This window comes from Kitasatospora sp. P5_F3, assembly GCF_054049135.1.
Genome location: NZ_JBFUMY010000008.1, coordinates 26,807 through 46,198 on the forward strand (window position 1 = coordinate 26,807; position 19,392 = coordinate 46,198).

18 protein-coding genes and 1 pseudogene are annotated in these 19,392 nt (G+C 70.7%); 9 read left to right on the forward strand and 10 right to left on the reverse strand.

Annotated features, from left to right (window positions below):
* Window positions 1-5: 5 nt before the first annotated feature.
* Window positions 6-659 carry a TetR/AcrR family transcriptional regulator gene (locus tag ACXJMZ_RS06550; protein ID WP_457029004.1) on the reverse strand — a complete coding sequence of 218 codons (654 nt, stop codon included), beginning with the start codon at window positions 657-659 and terminating at the stop codon, window positions 6-8.
* Window positions 660-792: 133 nt separating this feature from the next.
* Between ACXJMZ_RS06550 and ACXJMZ_RS06555 the strand changes: the two genes are divergently transcribed.
* A complete protein-coding gene (locus ACXJMZ_RS06555; protein ID WP_457029005.1) occupies window positions 793-2,013 on the forward strand; it encodes an agmatine deiminase family protein in 1,221 nt (406 codons plus the stop codon).
* Window positions 2,014-2,331: 318 nt separating this feature from the next.
* On the forward strand, window positions 2,332-3,807 hold the full coding sequence (locus tag ACXJMZ_RS06560; protein ID WP_457029006.1) for a hypothetical protein: 1,476 nt from the start codon (window positions 2,332-2,334) through the stop codon (window positions 3,805-3,807).
* Between the two features lie 104 nt (window positions 3,808-3,911).
* On the opposite strand, the gene ACXJMZ_RS06565 is transcribed toward ACXJMZ_RS06560, so the two are convergent.
* The 4 genes from ACXJMZ_RS06565 to ACXJMZ_RS06580 form a co-directional block, all read right to left on the reverse strand.
* Window positions 3,912-6,095 carry a tetratricopeptide repeat protein gene (locus tag ACXJMZ_RS06565; protein ID WP_457029007.1) on the reverse strand — a complete coding sequence of 728 codons (2,184 nt, stop codon included), beginning with the start codon at window positions 6,093-6,095 and terminating at the stop codon, window positions 3,912-3,914.
* Window positions 6,096-6,112: 17 nt separating this feature from the next.
* A complete protein-coding gene (locus tag ACXJMZ_RS06570) occupies window positions 6,113-7,360 on the reverse strand; it encodes a hypothetical protein (RefSeq protein ID WP_457029008.1) in 1,248 nt (415 codons plus the stop codon).
* 129 nt (window positions 7,361-7,489) lie between these two features.
* Window positions 7,490-7,669: a hypothetical protein gene (locus tag ACXJMZ_RS06575; RefSeq protein ID WP_457029009.1), complete on the reverse strand. Its 180-nt coding sequence runs from the start codon at window positions 7,667-7,669 to the stop codon at window positions 7,490-7,492.
* Between the two features lie 20 nt (window positions 7,670-7,689).
* Complete coding sequence (locus ACXJMZ_RS06580) at window positions 7,690-8,202, reverse strand: flavin reductase family protein (RefSeq protein ID WP_457029010.1); 513 nt, start codon at window positions 8,200-8,202, stop codon at window positions 7,690-7,692.
* Window positions 8,203-8,476: 274 nt separating this feature from the next.
* Here ACXJMZ_RS06580 and ACXJMZ_RS06585 point away from each other — a divergent pair, with 274 nt between their 5' ends.
* From ACXJMZ_RS06585 to ACXJMZ_RS06600, 4 genes are all read left to right on the forward strand, one after another.
* Window positions 8,477-8,890, forward strand: coding sequence for an XRE family transcriptional regulator (locus ACXJMZ_RS06585; RefSeq protein WP_457029011.1), 414 nt, complete (start codon window positions 8,477-8,479; stop codon window positions 8,888-8,890).
* A gap of 109 nt (window positions 8,891-8,999) precedes the next feature.
* Window positions 9,000-9,452, forward strand: coding sequence for a hypothetical protein (locus ACXJMZ_RS06590; protein ID WP_057228797.1), 453 nt, complete (start codon window positions 9,000-9,002; stop codon window positions 9,450-9,452).
* Window positions 9,449-9,973 carry an MAB_1171c family putative transporter gene (locus tag ACXJMZ_RS06595; protein ID WP_457029012.1) on the forward strand — a complete coding sequence of 175 codons (525 nt, stop codon included), beginning with the start codon at window positions 9,449-9,451 and terminating at the stop codon, window positions 9,971-9,973. Before ACXJMZ_RS06590 ends, ACXJMZ_RS06595 begins: the two co-directional genes overlap by 4 nt.
* Window positions 9,974-10,202: 229 nt before the next feature.
* Window positions 10,203-10,694 (forward strand): hypothetical protein, encoded by a 492-nt coding sequence (locus ACXJMZ_RS06600; RefSeq protein WP_457029013.1) that lies wholly within the window; start codon window positions 10,203-10,205, stop codon window positions 10,692-10,694.
* Window positions 10,695-11,090: 396 nt separating this feature from the next.
* Here ACXJMZ_RS06600 and ACXJMZ_RS06605 read toward each other — a convergent pair whose 3' ends face one another.
* Window positions 11,091-11,867 carry a DUF6193 family natural product biosynthesis protein gene (locus ACXJMZ_RS06605; RefSeq protein ID WP_457029014.1) on the reverse strand — a complete coding sequence of 259 codons (777 nt, stop codon included), beginning with the start codon at window positions 11,865-11,867 and terminating at the stop codon, window positions 11,091-11,093.
* Window positions 11,868-12,227: 360 nt separating this feature from the next.
* On the opposite strand from ACXJMZ_RS06605, the gene ACXJMZ_RS06610 reads away from it, so the two are divergent.
* The gene (locus ACXJMZ_RS06610) at window positions 12,228-13,616 is read left to right on the forward strand and encodes a uracil-xanthine permease family protein (RefSeq protein WP_457029015.1); all 1,389 of its coding nucleotides are present in this window, start codon (window positions 12,228-12,230) and stop codon (window positions 13,614-13,616) included.
* 220 nt (window positions 13,617-13,836) lie between these two features.
* Here ACXJMZ_RS06610 and ACXJMZ_RS06615 read toward each other — a convergent pair whose 3' ends face one another.
* Window positions 13,837-14,304 carry a hypothetical protein gene (locus ACXJMZ_RS06615; protein WP_457029016.1) on the reverse strand — a complete coding sequence of 156 codons (468 nt, stop codon included), beginning with the start codon at window positions 14,302-14,304 and terminating at the stop codon, window positions 13,837-13,839.
* A gap of 50 nt (window positions 14,305-14,354) precedes the next feature.
* Between ACXJMZ_RS06615 and ACXJMZ_RS06620 the strand changes: the two genes are divergently transcribed.
* On the forward strand, window positions 14,355-14,978 hold the full coding sequence (locus tag ACXJMZ_RS06620) for a DUF1963 domain-containing protein (RefSeq protein ID WP_457029097.1): 624 nt from the start codon (window positions 14,355-14,357) through the stop codon (window positions 14,976-14,978).
* A 56-nt stretch (window positions 14,979-15,034) separates the two neighbouring features.
* Window positions 15,035-15,544, forward strand: coding sequence for an SMI1/KNR4 family protein (locus tag ACXJMZ_RS06625; protein WP_457029017.1), 510 nt, complete (start codon window positions 15,035-15,037; stop codon window positions 15,542-15,544).
* A gap of 152 nt (window positions 15,545-15,696) precedes the next feature.
* On the opposite strand, the gene ACXJMZ_RS06630 is transcribed toward ACXJMZ_RS06625, so the two are convergent.
* The 3 genes and pseudogenes from ACXJMZ_RS06630 to ACXJMZ_RS06640 all read right to left on the reverse strand — a co-directional run bounded on the left by ACXJMZ_RS06630 (window position 15,697) and on the right by ACXJMZ_RS06640 (window position 19,114).
* Window positions 15,697-16,563 (reverse strand): geranyl diphosphate 2-C-methyltransferase, encoded by an 867-nt coding sequence (locus ACXJMZ_RS06630; protein ID WP_457029018.1) that lies wholly within the window; start codon window positions 16,561-16,563, stop codon window positions 15,697-15,699.
* Window positions 16,564-16,580: 17 nt separating this feature from the next.
* A pseudogene (locus ACXJMZ_RS06635) lies at window positions 16,581-17,774 on the reverse strand (family 2 encapsulin nanocompartment cargo protein terpene cyclase); the annotation flags it as partial.
* The gene (locus ACXJMZ_RS06640) at window positions 17,717-19,114 is read right to left on the reverse strand and encodes a family 2B encapsulin nanocompartment shell protein (RefSeq protein ID WP_457029019.1); all 1,398 of its coding nucleotides are present in this window, start codon (window positions 19,112-19,114) and stop codon (window positions 17,717-17,719) included. The pseudogene ACXJMZ_RS06635 and the gene ACXJMZ_RS06640, both read right to left, overlap by 58 nt.
* Window positions 19,115-19,392 lie beyond the last annotated feature (278 nt).

A 19,392-nucleotide genomic window follows, 5' to 3' on the forward strand; every position in this document is an offset into this window, starting at 1 on the left:
GTCCGTCACTGTGATGCGGCTCCTGCGGCGAGTCCGAGGATCAGCGCGCGGACCACGGGCGCCGGGTCGATCTGCGAATCGAGGGACTGGATCGCGGCCAGGCCGTCCGTACCGGCGGCGGCGGCCTCGCCGAGCGGTCGCGGGTCGAAGGCGCCGCCGCGTTCGTCCGCCAGCACCCGGAACAGGGCGACGAAGCACTCCCGCCAGCGCTGGTACTCCGCCGTCAGGCTCTCCCGTACGCGCTCGTCGTTCAGGGCGAACCAGTGCAGCGCGGAGTGCAGCCTCGACAGGTCGCCGGCCTCCGGCTGGGACAGCAACTCGACCACCCGCTCGGCCCGTTCGGCGAAGCTGCCGGGCTGGGCGACAGCTTCCTCCATGGGCGTGATCCACTCCGGCCGGATGGCCTCCAGCACCGCCACGATCAGGTCGGTGCGGGTCTGGAAGTGGTAGTGGCACATGCCGTGGGTCACCCCGCCCAGGGCGGCGACGTTGCGGGTGGTGAACGGCACCTGGCCGTCTCCCGCGAGCAGTTCGCGCGCGGCGGCGAGCAGCCGGGCCCGGGTCTGCTCGCCCTTGGTCGAGGAGCGCGGCTTCCGGGCGCCGGCGGTCGGCGGGGTCGCCGGGGCGGCGGGCTGTGGGTGATCGTCACGCGTGGCCATCCGGGAACTCTAGTGCCACGCCCCGAGAGGTCGAGGGCGAACTGCTGTCCCAAAGTATTGACCGAGCGCTTGGTCAGTTTTACGTTCAGGGTCAGGCCGTGGAGCGACCACGGTCCACAGCAGGAGGCAGCAGATGAACGATCACAGCGAACCGCAGGTCCCGTCCGGACGAGCCCAAGCACCGCTCGGACGCCGGAAGTTCCTCGCCGCAGCCGGGCTCACGGCAGCCGGCGCGGCCCTCGCGGGGGCGGGCTCCGCCGCCGCCAAGGCGATCGCGCAGCCGACGGCCGCCGGGGCGGTGAGTGCTACCGGGACCTTCACGGTGCCGGTCGACACCGTCCAGCACACCCGTACCTGGATGGCCTGGCCGGACGACCCCACCATCTGGACCGGTCGTGGGGGCGGGCGCCGAGGCGGCCCCTCGCTCAGTCAGATCCAGGCCAACATCGCGCTGGTCGCGAACACCATCGCCAAGTACGAGCCCGTGTACCTGTGCGCCAACCCCGCCGCTGCGGCCGCTGCCCGCAATGCGTGTCCCGGCGCCAACATCACGGTGATCACCACCATCCCGGTCAACGACTGCTGGATGCGGGACAGCGGCCCGGTCTTCCGCACCGACGGACTCGGCGGCCTGGACGCGATCGGCCTCAACTTCAACGGCTGGGGCGGCAACCAGACCTACACCAACGACGGCAAGGTCGCCTCGCGCGTCGCCGCCCTGCTCGGCGTGCCGTTCACGGCGGCGGGCCTGGTGGGGGAGGGCGGCGCCGTCGAGACCGACGGCGCGGGCACCCTGATGGCCACCAGGAGCAGCATCCTGGTCTCCAACCGCAACCCCGGGATGAGCCAGACCCAGGCCGAGAACGCGATGAAGGCCGCGTACGGCGCCAGCAAGGTCATCTGGTTCACCGGGGTCGCCGGCCAGGACATCACCGGCGACCACGTCGACGCGACCTCGCGCTTCCTCGCCCCCGGTAAGGCGCTGGTCCAGCAGCCGAACGCAACTGACGACCCGTACGACGCCTGGACCAAGGACGAGATCAACCAGTACAACGTGCTGGCCGCCGCGACCGACGCCCGCGGTGTCCGGATCCAGGCCACCAAGCTCGGCGGCCCCGACTACTACACGATCCGGCAGAGCGACCCCGCGTTCGTCGGCTCCTACGCCAACTACTACGTCTGCAACGGCGCGGTGATCGCCTCCCAGTTCGGCGACTCGCGGGCCGACGCGGCGGCCAAGACGAAGCTCCAGTCGCTCTTCCCCGGCCGGGTCGTGGTCCAGCTGAACGTCGACTACATCGGCCTCGGGGGCGGCGGCATCCACTGCGTCACCCAGCAGCAGCCGGTCGCGTAGCCGTCCGCTCCGGGCCCCGGCCCCGCCGCCGGGGCCCGGACGGAATCCCCTGCTCTGGGCGGCAGTTCCGCATCCAGGTGTGCCCAGCTGTCCCAGGGCGGGGGCTCCAGGCTGGTGCACAGGTCCTGGGACGCATCCGGGACCACGGCCTCATGCCGGCGGGCAGGTCGAATTCCTAACGTGGGAGCACGCGTTGAGCACTCGGCCGGTGACACCGGCAGGCGGCTCACGCGAGCCAGGTCGTCGTCGGCGGCCCGGTGCATGAGCCGGGACTCCCCGGCCCGTGTGTTCCGACAGCGAAGTACTGGAGGATCCCAGATGGGTTGGAACCAATTCACCCTCTCCTCGAGCGGCAGCTCGGATCAGTCGAGCCGGCTCGCTGCGGTCTCCCGGATCGACGGCAGCATGGAGGTCTGGTGGGTCGCCTCGGACGGCTCCGTCCAGGGGGCGTACTGGTACGAGGGAGCGCCGTGGAAGCGCTACGAGCTCGCGCCCGCCGGTAGTGCCTCCGTCAACGGCGGTATCGCGGCCGTCTCCCGGATCCCCGGGAGCATGGAGGTGTGGTTCGTGGGTGCGAACGGTTCGGTGCAGGACCGTTTCTGGTACGAGGGCAGTACGTGGCAGGCGTTCGAGCTCGCGCCCGCCGGCAGTGCCTCGGTCACGGGTGGGGTCGCCGCGGTTTCGCGGATCCCCGGGAGTATGGAGGTGTGGTTCGTGGGTGCGAACGGTTCGGTGCAGGACCGTTTCTGGTACGAGGGCAGTACCTGGCAGGCGTTCGAGCTCGCACCTGCGGGCAGCGCCGCCATCACCAGTGGCGTCGCCGCGGTTTCGCGGATCCCCGGCAGCATGGAGGTCTGGTACGTCGGCCCGAACGGTTCGGTGCAGGACCGTTTCTGGTACGAGGGCAGTACGTGGCAGGCGTTCGAGCTCGCGCCCGCCGGCAGTGCCTCGGTCACGGGTGGTGTCGCGGCCGTCTCGCGGATCCCCGGGAGTATGGAGGTGTGGTTCGTGGGTGCGAACGGTTCGGTGCAGGACCGTTTCTGGTACGAGGGCAGTACCTGGCAGGCGTTCGAGCTCGCGCCCGCCGGCAGTGCCTCCACCCACACCGGCATCGCCGCCGTCTCCCGTATCCCCGGCAGCATGGAGGTCTGGTACGTCGGCCCGAACGGTTCGGTGCAGGACCGTTTCTGGTACGAGGGCAGTACCTGGCAGGCGTTCGAGCTCGCGCCCGCCGGCAGTGCCTCCATCACCAGTGGTGTCGCTGCCGTCTCCCGGATCCCCGGCAGCATGGAGGTCTGGTACGTCGGCGGCGACGCGTCCGTCCAGGACCGCTTCTGGTACGACACGTCGAGCAAGAACTTCGACCAGGACGTCACCACCGACATCGCCATCGGAGGCTCGGCGCACGTCGTGATGCGGCAGGACGGCTTCTTCTCGTTCAGCACGCACGCGCACGACAGCGGTTTCGACAACATCGACTACACGATCTCCGCCGCCGTGATGGCCGCGGACGGAACCGTATTCACCTTCCAGCACTCCGGTCACACCGAAGGAACCGTCGCCGGCCTGCCCTTCGGTACCCCGGACCGCAACGACGACTTCACGTTCACCGGCAACAACCCGCAGATCACCGAGAAGTGGGACGGCATCCTCAACGGCACCTTCCAGGCCAACCTGCAGGGGACGGACACCCTCGCGGCCGGCGTCACCGGCGCTCTCGGCGACCTGGTGGACGCGATCGTGTCCGCGGCGGGGAAGGCCGCAGCCGAGGCGATCATCAAGCTCGTCTCCTGACCCCCGGCCGGTTCCGGCAGTAACCGGCCCCTACCCCAAGGCATCGGCCCSGCTCCCTCCCCAGGAGCCGGGCCGACTGCTGTCGTACCGTCAGCCGGTACGGTCTAGGAGAGCAGCTCCCGGGCCTCGTCCGTGAGGGCGAGCTCCGGATCCGTCTCCAGCGCGGCCCGGACGTCGGCGACCGCCTCGGGGTGGCGGCCCAAGGCCTTCAGTGAGTGGGCGCGTTGGAGCCGGGCCGACGGGTCGTCGGTCTCCGTGACGACGGCGTCGAGCAGGTCGAGGGCCTCGCTGTGGCGTCCCGCGTCCTGGTAGGCGACGGCCAGGTTGAAGCGCAGGCCCGGGTCATCGCTCAGGTGGACGGCTCGTTCCAGGTCGGCGGCGGCCGCTGCCAGGTCGCCCTCCTCGTAGGCGAGTTCGCCGCGCAGGGCCCAGGCCTGGGCGAGCTCCGGGTCCGCCGCGAGGGCCGCCGAGTACGCCGCGCGGGCCTGCGCGTGCTCGCCCTCCGCTGCATGCAACTGTCCCTTGACGGTCAGCAGTTGGGCATTGGCCGGGTCGAGGGCGAGTCCGGCCGTGACGTCCCGGTGGGCGCCCGGCAGGTCGCCGAGGTCGGTGAGCAGCCCGGCCCGGTTGAGGTAGGCGTCGACGAAGGCCGGGTCGAGTTCGATGACGTAGCCGAAGTCCTGCACCGCGCCCTTCACGTCGCCGAGTTCGGCCCGGACGTCGGCGCGGTTGTAGTACGCCTCGGGGAAGGGCGGAGAGAGGCGGATCGCCTCGTCGAAGTCGGCCAGCGCCTCGGCCGAGCGGCCGGTGCGCCGCAGCACGATGCCCCGGTCGAAGTAGTACTCGGCGTAGTTGGGGTCGACGCTGATCACCGAGGTGTAGTCGGCCACCGCGTCGTCGTGGCGGCCGAGCCCGCCGTGTACCTGGGCGCGGTTGTAGACCAGCACCGAGCGGTGCAGGGCGTGCTCGCCCGGGTCGAGGATCTCGTCCAGCCGGGCCACGCACTCGTCCAGCAGCGCGAGCGCCGCCTCCGGCCGGCCTTCGCGGACCTCGATCAGGGCAAGTCCGTTGCGGTTGAAGGCCGTTCGGAAGGCCCGCTCCTTGGGATCCGGTGTCCGGGTGGCGAAGGCGATCGCGGTGTTGATCCAGCCACGCGCCACCTGGTGATCGCGCCGGTCGTCGTCCAGGAAGCGGGTGTAGAGCATCGCCGTGCCGTACGCGCACTGCAGGTGGATCTCCGGATCGGTGCTGACCGCGCGGGCCTGCTCCCAGAGCGGGAGGATCTGGTCGGTCAGACCGAGCCCGGCGAGCGCGTTGGCCGGCTTGGCGATGAAGGTCCACCAGTGGCGGGGGKGGGTGTCGTGGGTGACCAGGGCGCTTCCGCGCTCCCCGAAGTCCAGGACGGCGTGGTAGAAGCCCATGTCGGTGCAGTAGTTGCTCGCCTCGCGGAGCAGGTCGGCGCCCGCGCCGGACGGGTCGGAACCGTGCTCGGCGTGCCAGAGCAGGGCCCCCAGGCCCAGCGACTGCTGGTCCAGCGCCGCCAGTTCGAGCCGGCGGGCGTCGTGCAGCGCGGCGCGCTCGGCGGGGGAGAGCAGCTCGTACGCCTCGGCCGTGCGCGGGTCCTCGGCCGTGCCGTCGCCGGCCACGTACAGCGCCGCGCGCTCGGCCGGAGTCTCCGGGAGGGGTTCGGCCGGGGCCGTGCCGTGGACGGGTACGCAGTGCGCAGCGAGGGCGGGCTCCAGCGGGGCGGCCGTCTCGCCCGGGGGCTGCTCGAGCGGCTCCGTCCCGGTGTGCGCGACCACCGTGAGCAGCGCCGGGTCCATCCGGCGGACCAGGACGGCGAGGAACTCCTGGTCGGTCGGGTCGGCCCGGTGCAGGTCCTCGACCACCAGGGTGTGCGGCCCGTCGCCCAGCGCGAGCGCGTACTCGGTGAGGAACTCGACCAGGCCGTGCGCGATCCGCAGGGTGCGCAGCCGGGAGTAGTAGCGGGTGCGCTCCTTGGGTACCGCCAGCGAGGTGAGGGTCTCCCGGGAGGCGGGGACGACGCCGCGCAGTTCGGGCGCGGTGCTGAGGATCTCGACGTCGTGCCGCCGGACGGCCTCGGGGCAGCGGGTGAGCGCGTCGGGGACCAGGGCCCGCAGCAGGGAGCCGACGGCGGTGTACGGGCCGCGCAGCCGGCGGTGCGCACTGACCGTCACCAGGACCGGCGGCAGCGCCAGTTGCTCGTGGGCGGCGACGCGGGCGGCGCGGTGCGGCGCCCGGACCCAGTGGTGGCGGGGCTCGGCCATGGCGGTGGTGCCTTTCGTCAGAGAGCGGCTGCGGGAGCTTCGGGGGTTACCGGGGCTACGGGACCTTCGGGGTCGGACTTCCGGCGGCGCCGGTTCCGGCGGACCATCACGGCGACGGCGCCGAGCTGGAGGACCGCCAGGGCGAAGAACACCGTGGAGTCGATGAACGGGCCGAGCGGCGCGTGCCCGCCGAAGCGGTCCAGCGCACCCGTGACGAACCGGGCCCCGGCGGGGAGCACACCGAGGGCGAAGACCGTCAGCGAGAAGGCGTAGCCGCCCACGATCAGCCAGGAGTACCAGCGCGCCGCCCGGCGGTCGACGGCGTGCCAGGCCGACTCGTCCAGCAACGGGCGCCCCCGGCGGCGGCGGACGGTGTTGCGCAGCACGCCCATGGCGGTGGTGTGCAGGTCGCGGCAGCCGAGCACGGTGCTGAGCAGCACGTAGAGGTCGGTCCGCAGATAGAGGAACGCCTGCCAGGCGATCCGCAGCAGGGTGGCGTAGGCCAGCGCGAGGCAGAGCCGGCCGAACCCGCTGAGCGCGCCGCCGGGTAGGCGGGTGGCCTGGGCGGTCAGGGTGAGGGCGGCGGTCAGCACGGTGTCGGCGAGCACCCCGGCCAGGATCGGCAGGTAGCGCTTGCGCCTGGGCACGGTGACCAGCCCGTCGAGCGAGGTCTCCAGCACGATGTAGATCAGGCGATGGCCGAACGAGAGCCTGCTGGGCAGGCCGAGCCGGCGCCCGGCGAGGGCGTGGAAGGCCTCATGGACCAGGATCAGCGGGAACTGACAGACGAACAGGACCAGGGCGACCACGCTGAAGTAGGGGCTGAAGAACACGTTTGCGGGGTGCGGCGCCAGCTCGGGCACCCGGACCGTCTCGGCGATCCAGGCGGCGACGACCAGCAGGTAGCAGGCCCAGGCCGGCGGGCTGAACAGGGCTCGGCCGAGGCGCTGCCAGCGCACCGGCGGTGGTGGCGGCTCGTCGCCGGTGCGGACGAAGCCGAGCTCGTCCAGGCCGGCCAGCAGGTCCGCGATGTCGACGCTCTCGCCGTGGGCCCGCTCGTAGGCGCGGGCGGCCTCACGGGGCGTCAGGCCGTCGGCCAGCAGCCGGACCAGCTCCGCCCCGTCGGCGGGGAGCACCGCGTAGGAGTCGGTGTCGACCCGGCCGACGGTGACCTCCTCGCCCTCGTCCAGGTAGACCAGCGGGTGCAGCGCGACCGGACGGTCGAGATCCGGGCCTGCGGGCGCTCGGTCGGTCGAGGGGCTCATCGGTCCTCCCGGAGAAGATCTCTGCTGGGCGGTGTGGTTGCCGGGTCCGGCCGGGTGGTTGCCGGGTCCGTGTGTGGTTGACGGGGCCGGCCGCCGGAGCGGCCGACCCCGTCAGAGGGCGTTGAGGCCTCAGGCGTCGCAGCCGCAGCCGTACATGGTCTGGGCCGAGCTGGTCAGGCGGACCGGGCCGGCCTTGCGGATGACGATCTTCTTCATGGTGTGTCCTTCCCTCGGGCTGACAGAGAACGAGCAGGTGTGAATCACTTGGCTTCGAATTTTCATCTCAGCTGTCGCGACGCCCATCAGCATGGAACGGGGCCACGCTCATGTCAACAGTGGGGAAGCCGAGTTGATGATCCGTCAGGTCCGGCGTGGAAGCCGCCGTCGACGAACAGCAGCGGGGCTCCGGAGGTGGCCCGGTGCTCCAGGACGCGACCGATCAGGATCAGGTGGTCGCCGGCCGGGACGGTGCGGTCGCGGTGGCAGATCAGGGTCGCGACAGTGCCGTCCAGCCGGGGCAGCCCGTACCGGCCGGCCTCGGTGCGCAGCCCGGCGAAGCGGTCGCCGGGTCCGGCGAAGCGGACGGCGAGATCGCGCTGGTCGGCGGCGAGCAGGTGGACCGCGAAGTGGTCGGCGCCGGTGAACGCGGCCTGGCTGGTGGAGGACCGCTGCAGGCACCAGAGCACGAGTGGTGGCTCCAGCGAGACCGAGGTGAAGGAGTTCACGGTCAGGCCCGCGGGCCGTCCCCGGTGGCGGGTGGTCACCACGGCGACCCCGGTCGCGTAGCGCCCCAGCACCGCGCGCAGTGGTCGGTCCGCCTCGACCGCCTTGTCGAGGGCCATCCGGCACGCTCCTCCCTGCTGGAGTGTCCAACCAGTCCCAGATGAACGGGACTTGGTGTTGTCATTCATCTCAGACGGAGCCCTCGCAGGTTGACAGCTCTCCGCCGAGGCGTCAACAGGTCCGGCGGGCACGGCTGGTGGCCGTCGGCCGGGCGAGCGGGGCACGGCCGACCGGGGTGGTTCCGGCCGGTGGCCAACTAGGATGGGGCGACGGAGCTGTCGGGCTCCGGCCGCGCTCGCGGCGCAGCGATGGAACGAGCAAGGGAGGTGCGCGGTGCCCCGATCCGGAGCCGCCACGCTCGCCGACCGGATCGACCGGCTCTTCGAGGTGGTGCGAGGCCCCGACCGCGAGCCGTACCGCAACGAGGAGGTCGCCCGGGCCTGCCGTGAGGCCACCGGCGAGACCTTCTCCGCGACCTATCTCTGGCAGCTCAGAACAGGCCGTCGGGACAATCCGACCAAGCGCCACCTGGAGGCACTGGCGCAGTTCTTCCAGGTGCCCCCGGCCTACTTCTTCGACGACGAGCAGAGCGCCCGGATCGCCGAGGAGCTCCAACTGCTGGGCGCACTGCGGGATGCGGGTGTCCGCGACGTGGCGCTGCGGGCCGTCTCGCTCTCGCCCGAGGGGCTCGGGACGATCAGCGACATGATCGAGATCATCGCCCGCAGAGAGGCCGGATCACACTAATCCGAATGACTGTCCATCAGACCTTCACACGCCTAGGATCGCTCTCAGCGCGTCGGGCATCGCTGACCGTGATCGGACCGGGCCTGGGGGTAGGACTGTGCGGTTACACATGGACCGGCGGCGACGGATGCTCTGGCGCCGATGTCGGCGGATGGTGGAGGCCCTCCCGCTGTCGGCACCCTTCGACCCGGAGGAGCTGGTGGCCGCACTGGCCGAGCGGCGCGGGCGGCCGATCGAGCTGATCCAACTGCCGGTCCGCGGCCGTACCCCCTGTGGCCTGCTGGTCACCACGGACCGAGCCGACTACATCGGCTACCCGAGCGCCACCACGGCGCTGCACCAGCAGCACATCCTGCTGCACGAGTTGGGCCATCTGCTCTCCGGTCACGTGGGAACCGGGGAGCTCAGCGCCGGAGCCGCGCAGGCGCTCCTGCCCAACCTCTCCGACGAGCTGGTGCACCGAGTCCTCGGGCGTACGGTCTACACCGAACTCGAGGAGCAGGAAGCCGAGTTGTTCGCCTCGCTGGCCCTGCACCGCCCTCGACACGGCAGCCGGGTGTGACCGCGGCACCGGTCCGCTGGGTGCGGGCCTGGACGGCGTACCGGCGGATCGGCCCGCTCTGGGCCGCCCTGCACCGCGCGGTGCCCGAGATCGCGCTCTCCACGCCCACCGTCCGGCTCTGCCCGGTCTTTCCGCGCGGAGCGGAGTTCGCGCTGTACCGCCGCATCATCGAGATCCACGACGGCCGGCTCGCGCTGCGCCCCTACGTCCACCCAGGGGTGCACACCTGGGCGGTGGCGACCGCCGGCCGGCAGGGCACGGGCGGCAACGCGGCGGCGCGGGCGGAGGCGGCGTGCATCGCGGCCGCGCTGGCCGCCGCCAAGGCCGGGCTGCCGTACCTGGCGGGGCCGCCCGTCCCGTACGCCGCGCACGAGGTGCAGGCCAGCATCGAGGCCGAGACCGCCTGGCTGATCGCCGTGACCGAGGCCTTCACCCGCTCGACCCGCGCGGCCGAGGTCGGGACACACCGTCCCGGCGTGCGGCACGCCGCGCTCTGGCAGCCGGTGATCCGGCACTGCTGACGCCACTGCGGGAGCTGCGCCGTTCCGGGCAACGGGGGGCGGGGTGGAGGTCTCTTGAGGACGAAATGGGACAATCTGCCCCTAATCTCCGACCATGGCACTCCAACTCGTTCAGGCGATCGTCGAGGTACTGGCCGTCCCGGGGGCTGATGCCTCCGCTACTCCCACCCCGTCCCCGAATCCCGCTTCGGGCGGTGTGGGAAGCGGGTCCGCTGCACCGATCTGGGGCATGTTCGCGCTCGCCGCCCTGCTCGCCCTCGTCGCCCTCGGCTACCAGGTGAGCAAGGGCTCGAACCCGGCCAAGTCCGGGATCGTGCGCAGTGCCATCGCGCTTGTGCTGGTGATCGCCCTGGTGGTCCTCGCGGTCGCCAGCCTCTACGACACCACTGACAAAGACATCAAGATGCTGCTGCTCGGCGCCATCGTCGCGATGTCATCAGGCGTGATCGCGTTCTACTTCTCCTCCCGCAGCGCCGAGTCGGCGCGCAAGGACCTGCTCGCGGCGACCACCGGGGTCCCGGTGGTCGTACCCGAGCTGATCGGCCTGACGGTTGCTCAGGCGAAGGCCAAGATGAGTACCTCCCACCTGCGGCTGAGGCTCCCGTCCGGCGCGGCCGACGCGGACACGATCGCCACCCAGGACCCGACCGAGGGGCGCATGGTGCCCCTCGTCTCCGAAGTGACCGCCACGACGACCACCGCAGCCGTGAGCACTTCCTAGCTCTCTCACGACCGGCCTGCCGGGGCTCCTGGAGAGCCTCCAGCGCCTGGGCGAAATCCACCACCGCGTCTGCGCCGTCCGGCCGTTCCGCCATCGGGGCGAAGCCGTTGTCGACCAGCCAGTCCCGCAACTCCTCGACCGGGAAGACGGGCCACACGGCCGCCTCCACAGGGATCAGGCAGGACATCCCGCGCATCGCAAGCTCGTACAACCGCTCGTGCCCGCCGCGCTGTGGCCGGACCTCGTTCGACACGCCCTTCTCCAGCTCCGTCGCGGGGGAGCCTGCCTTCCACCGGAACGTGCGAGCCTGGCCGCGGCCCTGGCTCGACCGGCCCGGAGACCTCGTTGTCCGAGATCGCTCCGGACCCTTGGCGCGAAGCGGTTGTCCCGGGTCAGTCAGCCGTCGAGGGCGATCGGGCCGAGTCCGGGTGGCAGATGGCGCACGGCCACTGCCACGGCCTCGTGCGCTGTGGCGAACAGGCCGAGGTCCGGAGTGATGAAACCCCTGCCCAGCCCGTACGTGCTGTCGCTGCCCGCAGTCAGGCAGGGGCCGACGACGGTGAGGTCCGGGCGGGTGGTGGTCGAGAAGCGCAGCGCCCAGTGGCTCGTGAACGGGTAGAGGGCGCGCAGTGCCGGCTCGGCGTAAGCCGCCTCGATCAGGGCTTGGTACGGCTCCTGCCAGTCGTACTCCAAATCGGCCGCCTCCTGACGCTTACCCTGCCACTCGGATTCCGTCAGTCGCGCGGGATCGTGGTCGGGCACCTCGAACCGGCCGGTCAGGTGCACGAAGGGTGCCGCCCTCCGGATGTTCTCCAGGGCCGCCCCGTCGTGCCATGCCCGGGCAGCCCTGGCGACCTCCGCCAGGTCGTCTGTCAGGCCGTCGATGAGGGATAGACCCTGAAACAGGTCCGTGCCCCGAATCGACCAGCGCCGGTCGTGCGACCACGCGCTGATCTCCAGCGGGCCGCGGTGCGGCAGAGTGCTTGCGACGGCCGCGTGGAGCAGCGGAGCGAAGTCCGGGGAGGTGACGGGGACGGCACTGAGACGGTCCGCCGATGCGACCTGGAGTGCTGCGGCGAGGCTGCCGCAGGCCGCGACCTCGGGGTACAGGACGGAGGGATCAGGAGGGGTGGGCATGGCATGAACCTTCCCCGTGATCTTGGAAACTCGCAACAACTCGAGGCTGGGATAGTGCTCCTGACGATAGATTCTGACTGCTGGTCGGAGACGAGTTCGGCGATGTTGCGCATCTGCCGGATCGCGACGCGGCCGATCATGGTGTGGCCATCGAGGTCCTCCGCCGCCGCCCGCACCTCGATACCCAGTTCGGTGAGGCTCTCCGGCTCCTGCAGGGACTCGCGCAAGTTGCGCCCGAACCGCTGAACCGTGACCACAGTTATGGGATCAGGACCTCGAACTCGGTGGCCTGGGCCGTGGCGTCGGCACGGCAGGTTTGGTGTCGGTGAGCCGGACATGATCAGCTGATTCTCTGCTCTGCCCGCGTTCGGGCACCTGCGGAGGAGGAGTGTGACCATGGCCGGCTTCGGGTGGAAGCTGCACGGGGACGGCCGGAGCCCGGGGCCGGGGGCGGTGGTGCGGCCCGACGAGCGGCTGTCCTGGGGGCGGACTGTCGGGCTCGGGGCGCAGCACGTGGTGGCGATGTTCGGGGCGACCTTCGTCGCGCCGGTGCTGATGGGGCTGGATCCGAACCTCGCGGTGATGGTGTCGGGTGCGGCGACCGTCTTCTTCCTGTTGGTGACGGGTGGTCGGATTCCGAGCTACCTGGGCAGCAGCCTCTCCTTCGTCGGCGTGGCGGCGGTGATCAAAACCCAGGGCGGGGACGCGGCGACGCTGACCGGTGCGCTGCTGGTGGTCGGTGTGGTGCTGGCGGCGTGCGGTGCGGCGGTGCAGGCGCTGGGGGCGCGGGTGATCCACGCCGTCCTGCCGCCGGTGGTGACCGGTGCGGTGGTGATGCTGATCGGCTTCAACCTGGCGCCGGTGGCGGCCGGGACGTACTGGCCGCAGGACCAGTGGGCGGCGCTGCTCACCGTGTTCTTCACCGGGTTCGCGCTGGTGGCGCTGCGCGGTTTCTGGTCGCGGATCGCGATCTTCCTCGGGCTGGTCTTCGGGTACGGGATCTCCTGGGTGCTCGACCGGGTCTTCGGGCAGATCCACTCGGCGAACGGCGCGGGCCAGGTCACCGATCACTGGCGGCTCGATCTGTCGGGTGTCGAGCACGCGGACTGGATCGGCCTGCCGTCCCTGCACGCGCCGAGCTTCTCGCTCTCGGCGGTGCTGGTCGCGCTGCCGGTGGTGGTGGCGCTGATCGCGGAGAACGCCGGGCACGTGAAGGCGGTGGGCGAGATGACGGGCGATCAGCTGGACGACCGGATGGGCGTCGCGATCATGGCCGACGGCGCCGCCACCGTCATGTCGACGGCGGTCGGCGGCCCGGCGACGACGACGTACGCCGAGAACATCGGGGTGATGGCGGCGACCCGGGTGTACTCGACGGCGGCCTACTGGTGTGCGGCGGGCTTCGCGATCCTGTTCGGTCTGTGCCCGAAGTTCGGTGCAGTGGTCGCCGCCATCCCCGGCGGGGTGCTGGGCGGGATCACGGTGGTGCTGTACGGGATGATCGGCCTGCTCGGCGCCCAGATCTGGGTCAACAACCGGGTCGACCTCGCCAACCCCCTGCACCTGGTCCCGGTGGCAGCAGGCGTCATCATCGGCATCGGCAACGTCACGCTCGAGTTCACCGACACCTTCGAACTGAGCGGCATCGCGCTCGGCACCCTGATCGTCCTGACGGGCTATCACGTGCTGCGCCTGCTGGCCCCGGCCCACATGAAGCACTCCGCCGGATCACCGCTCCTCGACGCGGGGACCACCGACTACGACGGTCGGCCCACCCCTCGCTGACTGGTGATCGGACCTTGTCGTGGCGCACAGTGGAGCGGTCTGCAGCGAATCAGCAGCCCCGCCCCTGAACCCCCAGTCGCCCTCTGGAGCAGATGACTGCACGTCAGACGGTAGACAGCCCGCGCTGTTCGTTCATGAAGTGGCGCCTCGGAGGCAGCGGCACACAACGCGTGGTCCCCGGCGAGTCCCCAATCCCAAGAGTGCAGCCCATACCGGTCGGCTAGGGCACGATCCGGATTGCGAGCAGGCTGCCGCCGTCGCCGAACGAGACTGCCTGCCACTGTTCGTCGCCGCTGCGCTGCAGTTTTCCGCGCAGCTCGTAGGCATGCCGTCGGTACTGCTCGACCTGGTGTGCCGTCAGCAGCTCGAACAGGTCGGCCTTCAGCCCGGAGAATGCCTCCACTCGGACTCCGCCGAGTCGGAACACCTGATCGGTGCCGACGTACCGGGTGGCGCCGAAGTGGTGCTCCGCATCGTGGACGCTGTCTGATCCCGCGAAGGTGTCGGTCTCGTAGTGTTTCCTGCCCTGATCCTCGGTCAGGTACCAGGCGATGTGTTTACCTACGCCTGCCAGAGCGAGCTGACTCGCTGCTCCGACATGCGCCATGACCCGTCCGAACCAGGCCGCGGTTTCGCAGGTCGATGTCGGAGCCGAGACGATGGCAGCGGCCTGTCGTACAGTCGCCAACTGTGATGACGACCCTGATGACGTACGCGGGCACCACCGAGCCCAACGCAATGGTCACCCGCACCGGTGGGGTGCCCCTGGCCCCGGCCGGGACTGCCTGGCCTCAGTGCTCCACCTGCGACGGACCGATGCAGTTCCTGGCCCAGGTACTCCTCGACGACCTCGGTCGCCACGCGGGCGAGGGCCCTGCCGAGGGGCGGGACGTGCTCGCCCTGTTCATGTGCCAGAACGATCCGGGCATGTGCGAGGAGTGGGATCCGCAGGCGGGCGGGAACCGGGCGCTGATCTTCCCTGCCGCGGCCGCGCTCCAGCCGATCCCGGTGCCCACGCTGGACGAGGATGACGACCAGGAGCCGGTCTTGCTCGGTGCTGTGAGCGCCGTCGCGTACGAGGCTCCGTCGACGGCGGTGGATTACGGCCAGGCCTGCAAGGAGTGGGTGGGCCAGCCGGGCCGGACTCCTCTGGACATCCTCGGTCAGCTGGGCGGGCAGCCCGCGTGGCTGCAGAACGACGAGACCCCTGCCTGCCCGACCTGCGCGCGGGAGATGAGGCTCGTCGTCCAACTCGAGGAAGGACGGGACCACGCCACCGCGATGAACTTCGGCGGCCGCGGCGAGGCCTACGCCTTCGCGTGCGAGCCCTGCGCACAGGCCGTGTTCCTGTGGCAGTGCTGACCGCAGTAACTCCCCGCCCTGGCGCGGACAGCCGAACCGCGCTGGAGAAGCTGTGCGTGCAGCTCGGGGAACCGGCGTGCTGGGGTTGGGTCAGGCCCGCGATCTGGGATGCCAGTGAGCGGTACCTCGGCTTCCGGCTGCCGGCCGACTTCAAGGCATTCCTCGATCTGTACGGACCCGGTTCGGTGGACGGCTATCTAACAATTGACCGTCCGATGGACACCACACCGGCCGAGCTGGAGCGCTATTGGGGACCCCCACCTGAGCGGCCGGCCTGGTACGGCGAGATCGCCGAGGGCTGGTGGGATGTGGACGAGTCCGACGTCAACTCAGGCGTTCTAATGCTGTGGGGAAGCGACGAGCATGGCAGCCGGTACTTCTTCCGCGCAGTCGAGGGCGATCCCGCCGAGTGGCGGATCATCATCAGCAGTGACGAGGGCGAGTGGTTCGAGACCGCCGGGACCTTCACCGAGTTTTTGGTCCGCTGCTTCCACCGGATCGACCGCCCCGACTTCATTGACCCCAACTGGCCGAGACCCGGCGCACGCTACGAGTCCCGTCCATGACCACTGCTGAACGCCGACGGCGTGTGCGGTGATCGCCGGGCAGGGGTCGAGTTCTTCCGGCGAGGTCGCCCCGGTAATGGGAAACGGACGGGCACGGGAGCCGTCCGAGGAGGGACCGGCTTCCGTGCCCGGAGGTGCCTGCTGACCGTGGGTCAGACGCGGTCGGCCGCGATCAGGAGGTACTGGAAGGAGCCGTCCTTGTAGGAGTTGATGAAGGCCTCCTCGATGCCGGTGACCAGGGAGGAGGTGGCGCGGAGCTCCCAGTAGGGCAGGGTCGCGGGGGTGAGGTCGATGATGGTCTGGGGGACGAGGCGGTTGTCGGCCATCGCGCGGAGGTACTCGCGGCGGGAGTGGATGTTGCACTCGAAGTGGGCGTTGATCTGGGAGACCCACTTGGACGGCTGGCCGTAGACGGGGTTCCAGCAGCCGGTGATGGTCACGTAGCGGCCGCCCTGGGCGAGGACGCGGGCGTGCTCGGCGAAGAGGTCCTCGAGGTCCACGTACATGCTGGACTCGTTGTTCCAGGAGGCGGCGGCCTGGCCGGTTTCGAACGGCATGTGGAGCATGTTGGCGACCCGGGAGCGGACGGCGTGGTCGATGCCGAGGTCGCGGGCGCGCTGGTTGCCGAAGTCGGCCTGCTTGGCGGAGAGGGTGACGCCCTCGACGGTGCAGTTGAAGCGCTGATGGGCCATCACCATGGAGCCGCCGCGGCCGCAGCCGGCGTCGACCAGGGTGTCGTCGGCGCGGATCGGACCGAGGTGGTCCAGCAGGACGTCGGTCTGGGCGGACTCCAGGCGGTGCAGCTCGGTGACGAGCCGCTCCTCGCGCTCGGCGGCCGGGCCCGCCTCCAGGGCGGCGTGGTCGACGTCGCCGATGCCGTAGTGGTGGTGGTAGAGGCCGTCGACGTCACCGAGGCGCAGATTGACGGGGCGGGCCTCGTGGTCCCAGTAGCGGGCGATGTCGCCCTGGTAGCTGGTGGCGGGAGCGGGGATGGCGGCGTTGGGAACGGTGGTGGTCATGGGGGTCTCCTTTTGGGCTACCAGAAGTCGGGCAGGGTGTAGCGGTAGGTGTTGGTGCGGTGCCAGTGGTGGTTGCCGTCGATCCAGACCGCGACGCCGCGCAGGTAGCGCAGCAGGGTCGGGACGGGGCAGGCGGCGGCGAGCGCGGCGGCCTCGGCCTCGAAGGCGTGCATCAGGTCGTTGTGGATCCGGATGGCCTTGAGGTACGCCTCGCGGTCGGTGAGGTTCTCGTGGTGGGCCAGCACCACGGGCAGGTTGACGTGCAGGCCCGGGCTGGCGAGTTCCTTGGTGTACGAGTAGAGGTCGTTCATCACGGTGGTCGCGTTGGCCGCGAGGGCGATGGCGCGTTGCAGGGCCGGCTGGGCGTGCAGATCGGTGGCCAGTTCGTAGCCGCCGATGGTGTCGGTGAGGGTGGGGCAGGGCCGGAAGCTGTTGAACTGACGCATCGCCAGGTACTCCCACACCTGTGGGACGTACTCGGTCTGGTCCCAGGCCGCCTCGGCGAGGTAGCCCATGTGCAGCCGGGCCATGTCGTGGCGGTAGCGGTCGGCCTGGGAGGGGGTGGCGGCCTCGGTGAAGTACTGCATGGCGGAGCGGTAGGCCCGCCGGGGAGCGTCGGCCTGTAGGGACTCCTCCCAGGCGGGCCGGTACTCGGGCGTGGTGTGGAGGTCGTCGAGTGCGGTGTGGGCGAGCAGCAGGCGTCCGCCGAGGCCGACCGGGGAGCCGCCGTGGTCCTCGCAGTAGGTGTCGTCGAGGACGTTCTCGGCGGCCATCAGGCGAGTGGCGATCATCAGGTGGTCGACGGTGGGGGCGTCGGGGTGACAGACCGTCATGTAGCTGCCGAGGGCGAAGCCGTCGAACTGGTCCTCCCACTCCGGGGGAAAGAGCTGGACCTCCTCCACGGCCCAGGCCTTGATGCGCCGGCTGACCTCCTCGACCCGGGCGGGGTCGGGCTCGGCGACGGGGTGGAAGTACAGGCCGGGAACCGGGTCCCCGGGCGCCGGACGGCCCTGTTCGGACGGCGACGAGGCCGGGACGGCCGGGGCGGCCGGGGCGGGCGGGGCGGGCGCCGGCTGAGGCCGGGTCAGGTAGAGGCTCTGGGTGCCCAGGCCGCTGGGGCCGCGCAGGATGCGCTGCAGGTCGGTGGAGTCGATCACGCCGCTGCCCCGATCTGGCAGTTCTCGAGCAGCCCGAGGGCGTCGGGGACCAGGACGGCGGCGGAGAAGTAGGCGGTGACCAGGTAGCGCATGACGGCCTGTTGGTTCATGCCCATGAAGCGGACGTTCAGCCCGGACTCCACCTCTTCGGGCAGCTCCTGCGGGCGCAGGCCGATGACGCCCTGCTCCTTCTCGCCGAAGCGCATCGCCATGACGGTGGAGGTGTGGGCGTCGGAGACCGGGATCTTGGAGCAGGGGTAGAAAGGAACGTTTCGCCAGGCGGGCACCGTACGGCCGTTGACCTCGGCGGGGTCGGGGTAGAGGCCGCGCTTGTTGCACTCGGCGAAGAACGCCGCGATCACCTTGGGATGGGCGAAGAACGCGTGGGTGGAGCGGCGCATGGCGAGCAGCTGGTCGAGGTCGTCGGGGGTGGGCGGGCCGCTGCGGGTGGAGATCCGCTGCTCGTAGGCGGCGTTGTGCAGCAGGCCGAACTCGCGGTTGTTGACGATCTCGTGTTCCTGCCGCTCGCGGAGCTCCTCCACGGTCAGCCGCAGCTGCTGCTGCAGCTGGTCCATCGGGTCGTTGTAGAGGTCCGCGACCCGGGTGTGGACCTGGAGCACGGTCTGAGCGAGCGACAACTCGTACTCACGGGGCGCGAGTTCGTAGTCGACGAAGGTGGTGGGCAGCTGTGGCTCGCCCCGGTGGCCGGCGCTCAGCTCGATCTCGGCCTCGCCCTTGCGGTTGACGGCGCGCTTCGCGCGGGCCCGGAAGGCGTCGGCGTGTGCCCGGAGGGAGGGAGTGCGGTCGAGGATCTCCCGGTACCCGGCCCAGGGCAGTGCGAGGACGGTGGCCTCGGTGGCGGCCCTGAGGGTGGCCGACCACTCGGCTCCGGGGCGCAGGTGGGCCTCGTCGCCCAGGTGGGCGCCGTCGGTGACCACGCCCAGGAGTTGGGCCTCGCCGTACTTCCCGGCGACGATCCGTTCGAGCCGGCCGTGGGCGATCAGGAAGACCTCCTCGACCGGCTGTCCCTGGTGGGCGAGGAGGTCGCCGGGCCGGACGTGCCGGGGCTCGAACCGGGCGGCGATCTCGGCGAGTACGTCCTGGTCGGGGTAGTCGCGCAGGGCGGGGAGCGCGTCCAACGAGGCGGGGACGACCCGGACTTGGTCGGCACCCTGCTGGACGAAGAGCACCCGCCCGGCACCGGTCCGCAGGGTCAGCCGCCGGTTGACCCGGTAGGTGCCGGCGGCGACGTCCACCCAGGGCATCGCCCGCAGCAGGTTGCGGGAGGTGATGCTCTGCATCTGTGGTTCGGACTTGGTGGTGGTGGCCAGCTGCCTGGCCGCCCGGGTGGACAGGCTCGACGTCGGGGCGGGTGGTGCTGCGAGATCAGGCATGGCTACTCCTCGAGGAAAGGCGCCCGCCGGGCCTGCCGGGGCGCGAGTTCACCGCAAAAGCGCGTCAGGCGAATCGGCCTGTCCGGCCGGTGCACCTGACGCGGGTGAGAGCGCGTGCCTGCGCTACGAGACGTGGAACGGCGGCACGGTGATCGGTGTGGCGAACACTGACGGATCCCCCCAGACCGGCTGACTGCTTCCGAGGATCATGATTACGGGGTTCGGTCGACTGTCGGGGCAAAGGACCGCAAGAGACCGAATGTGATCGTTCCGCTTCG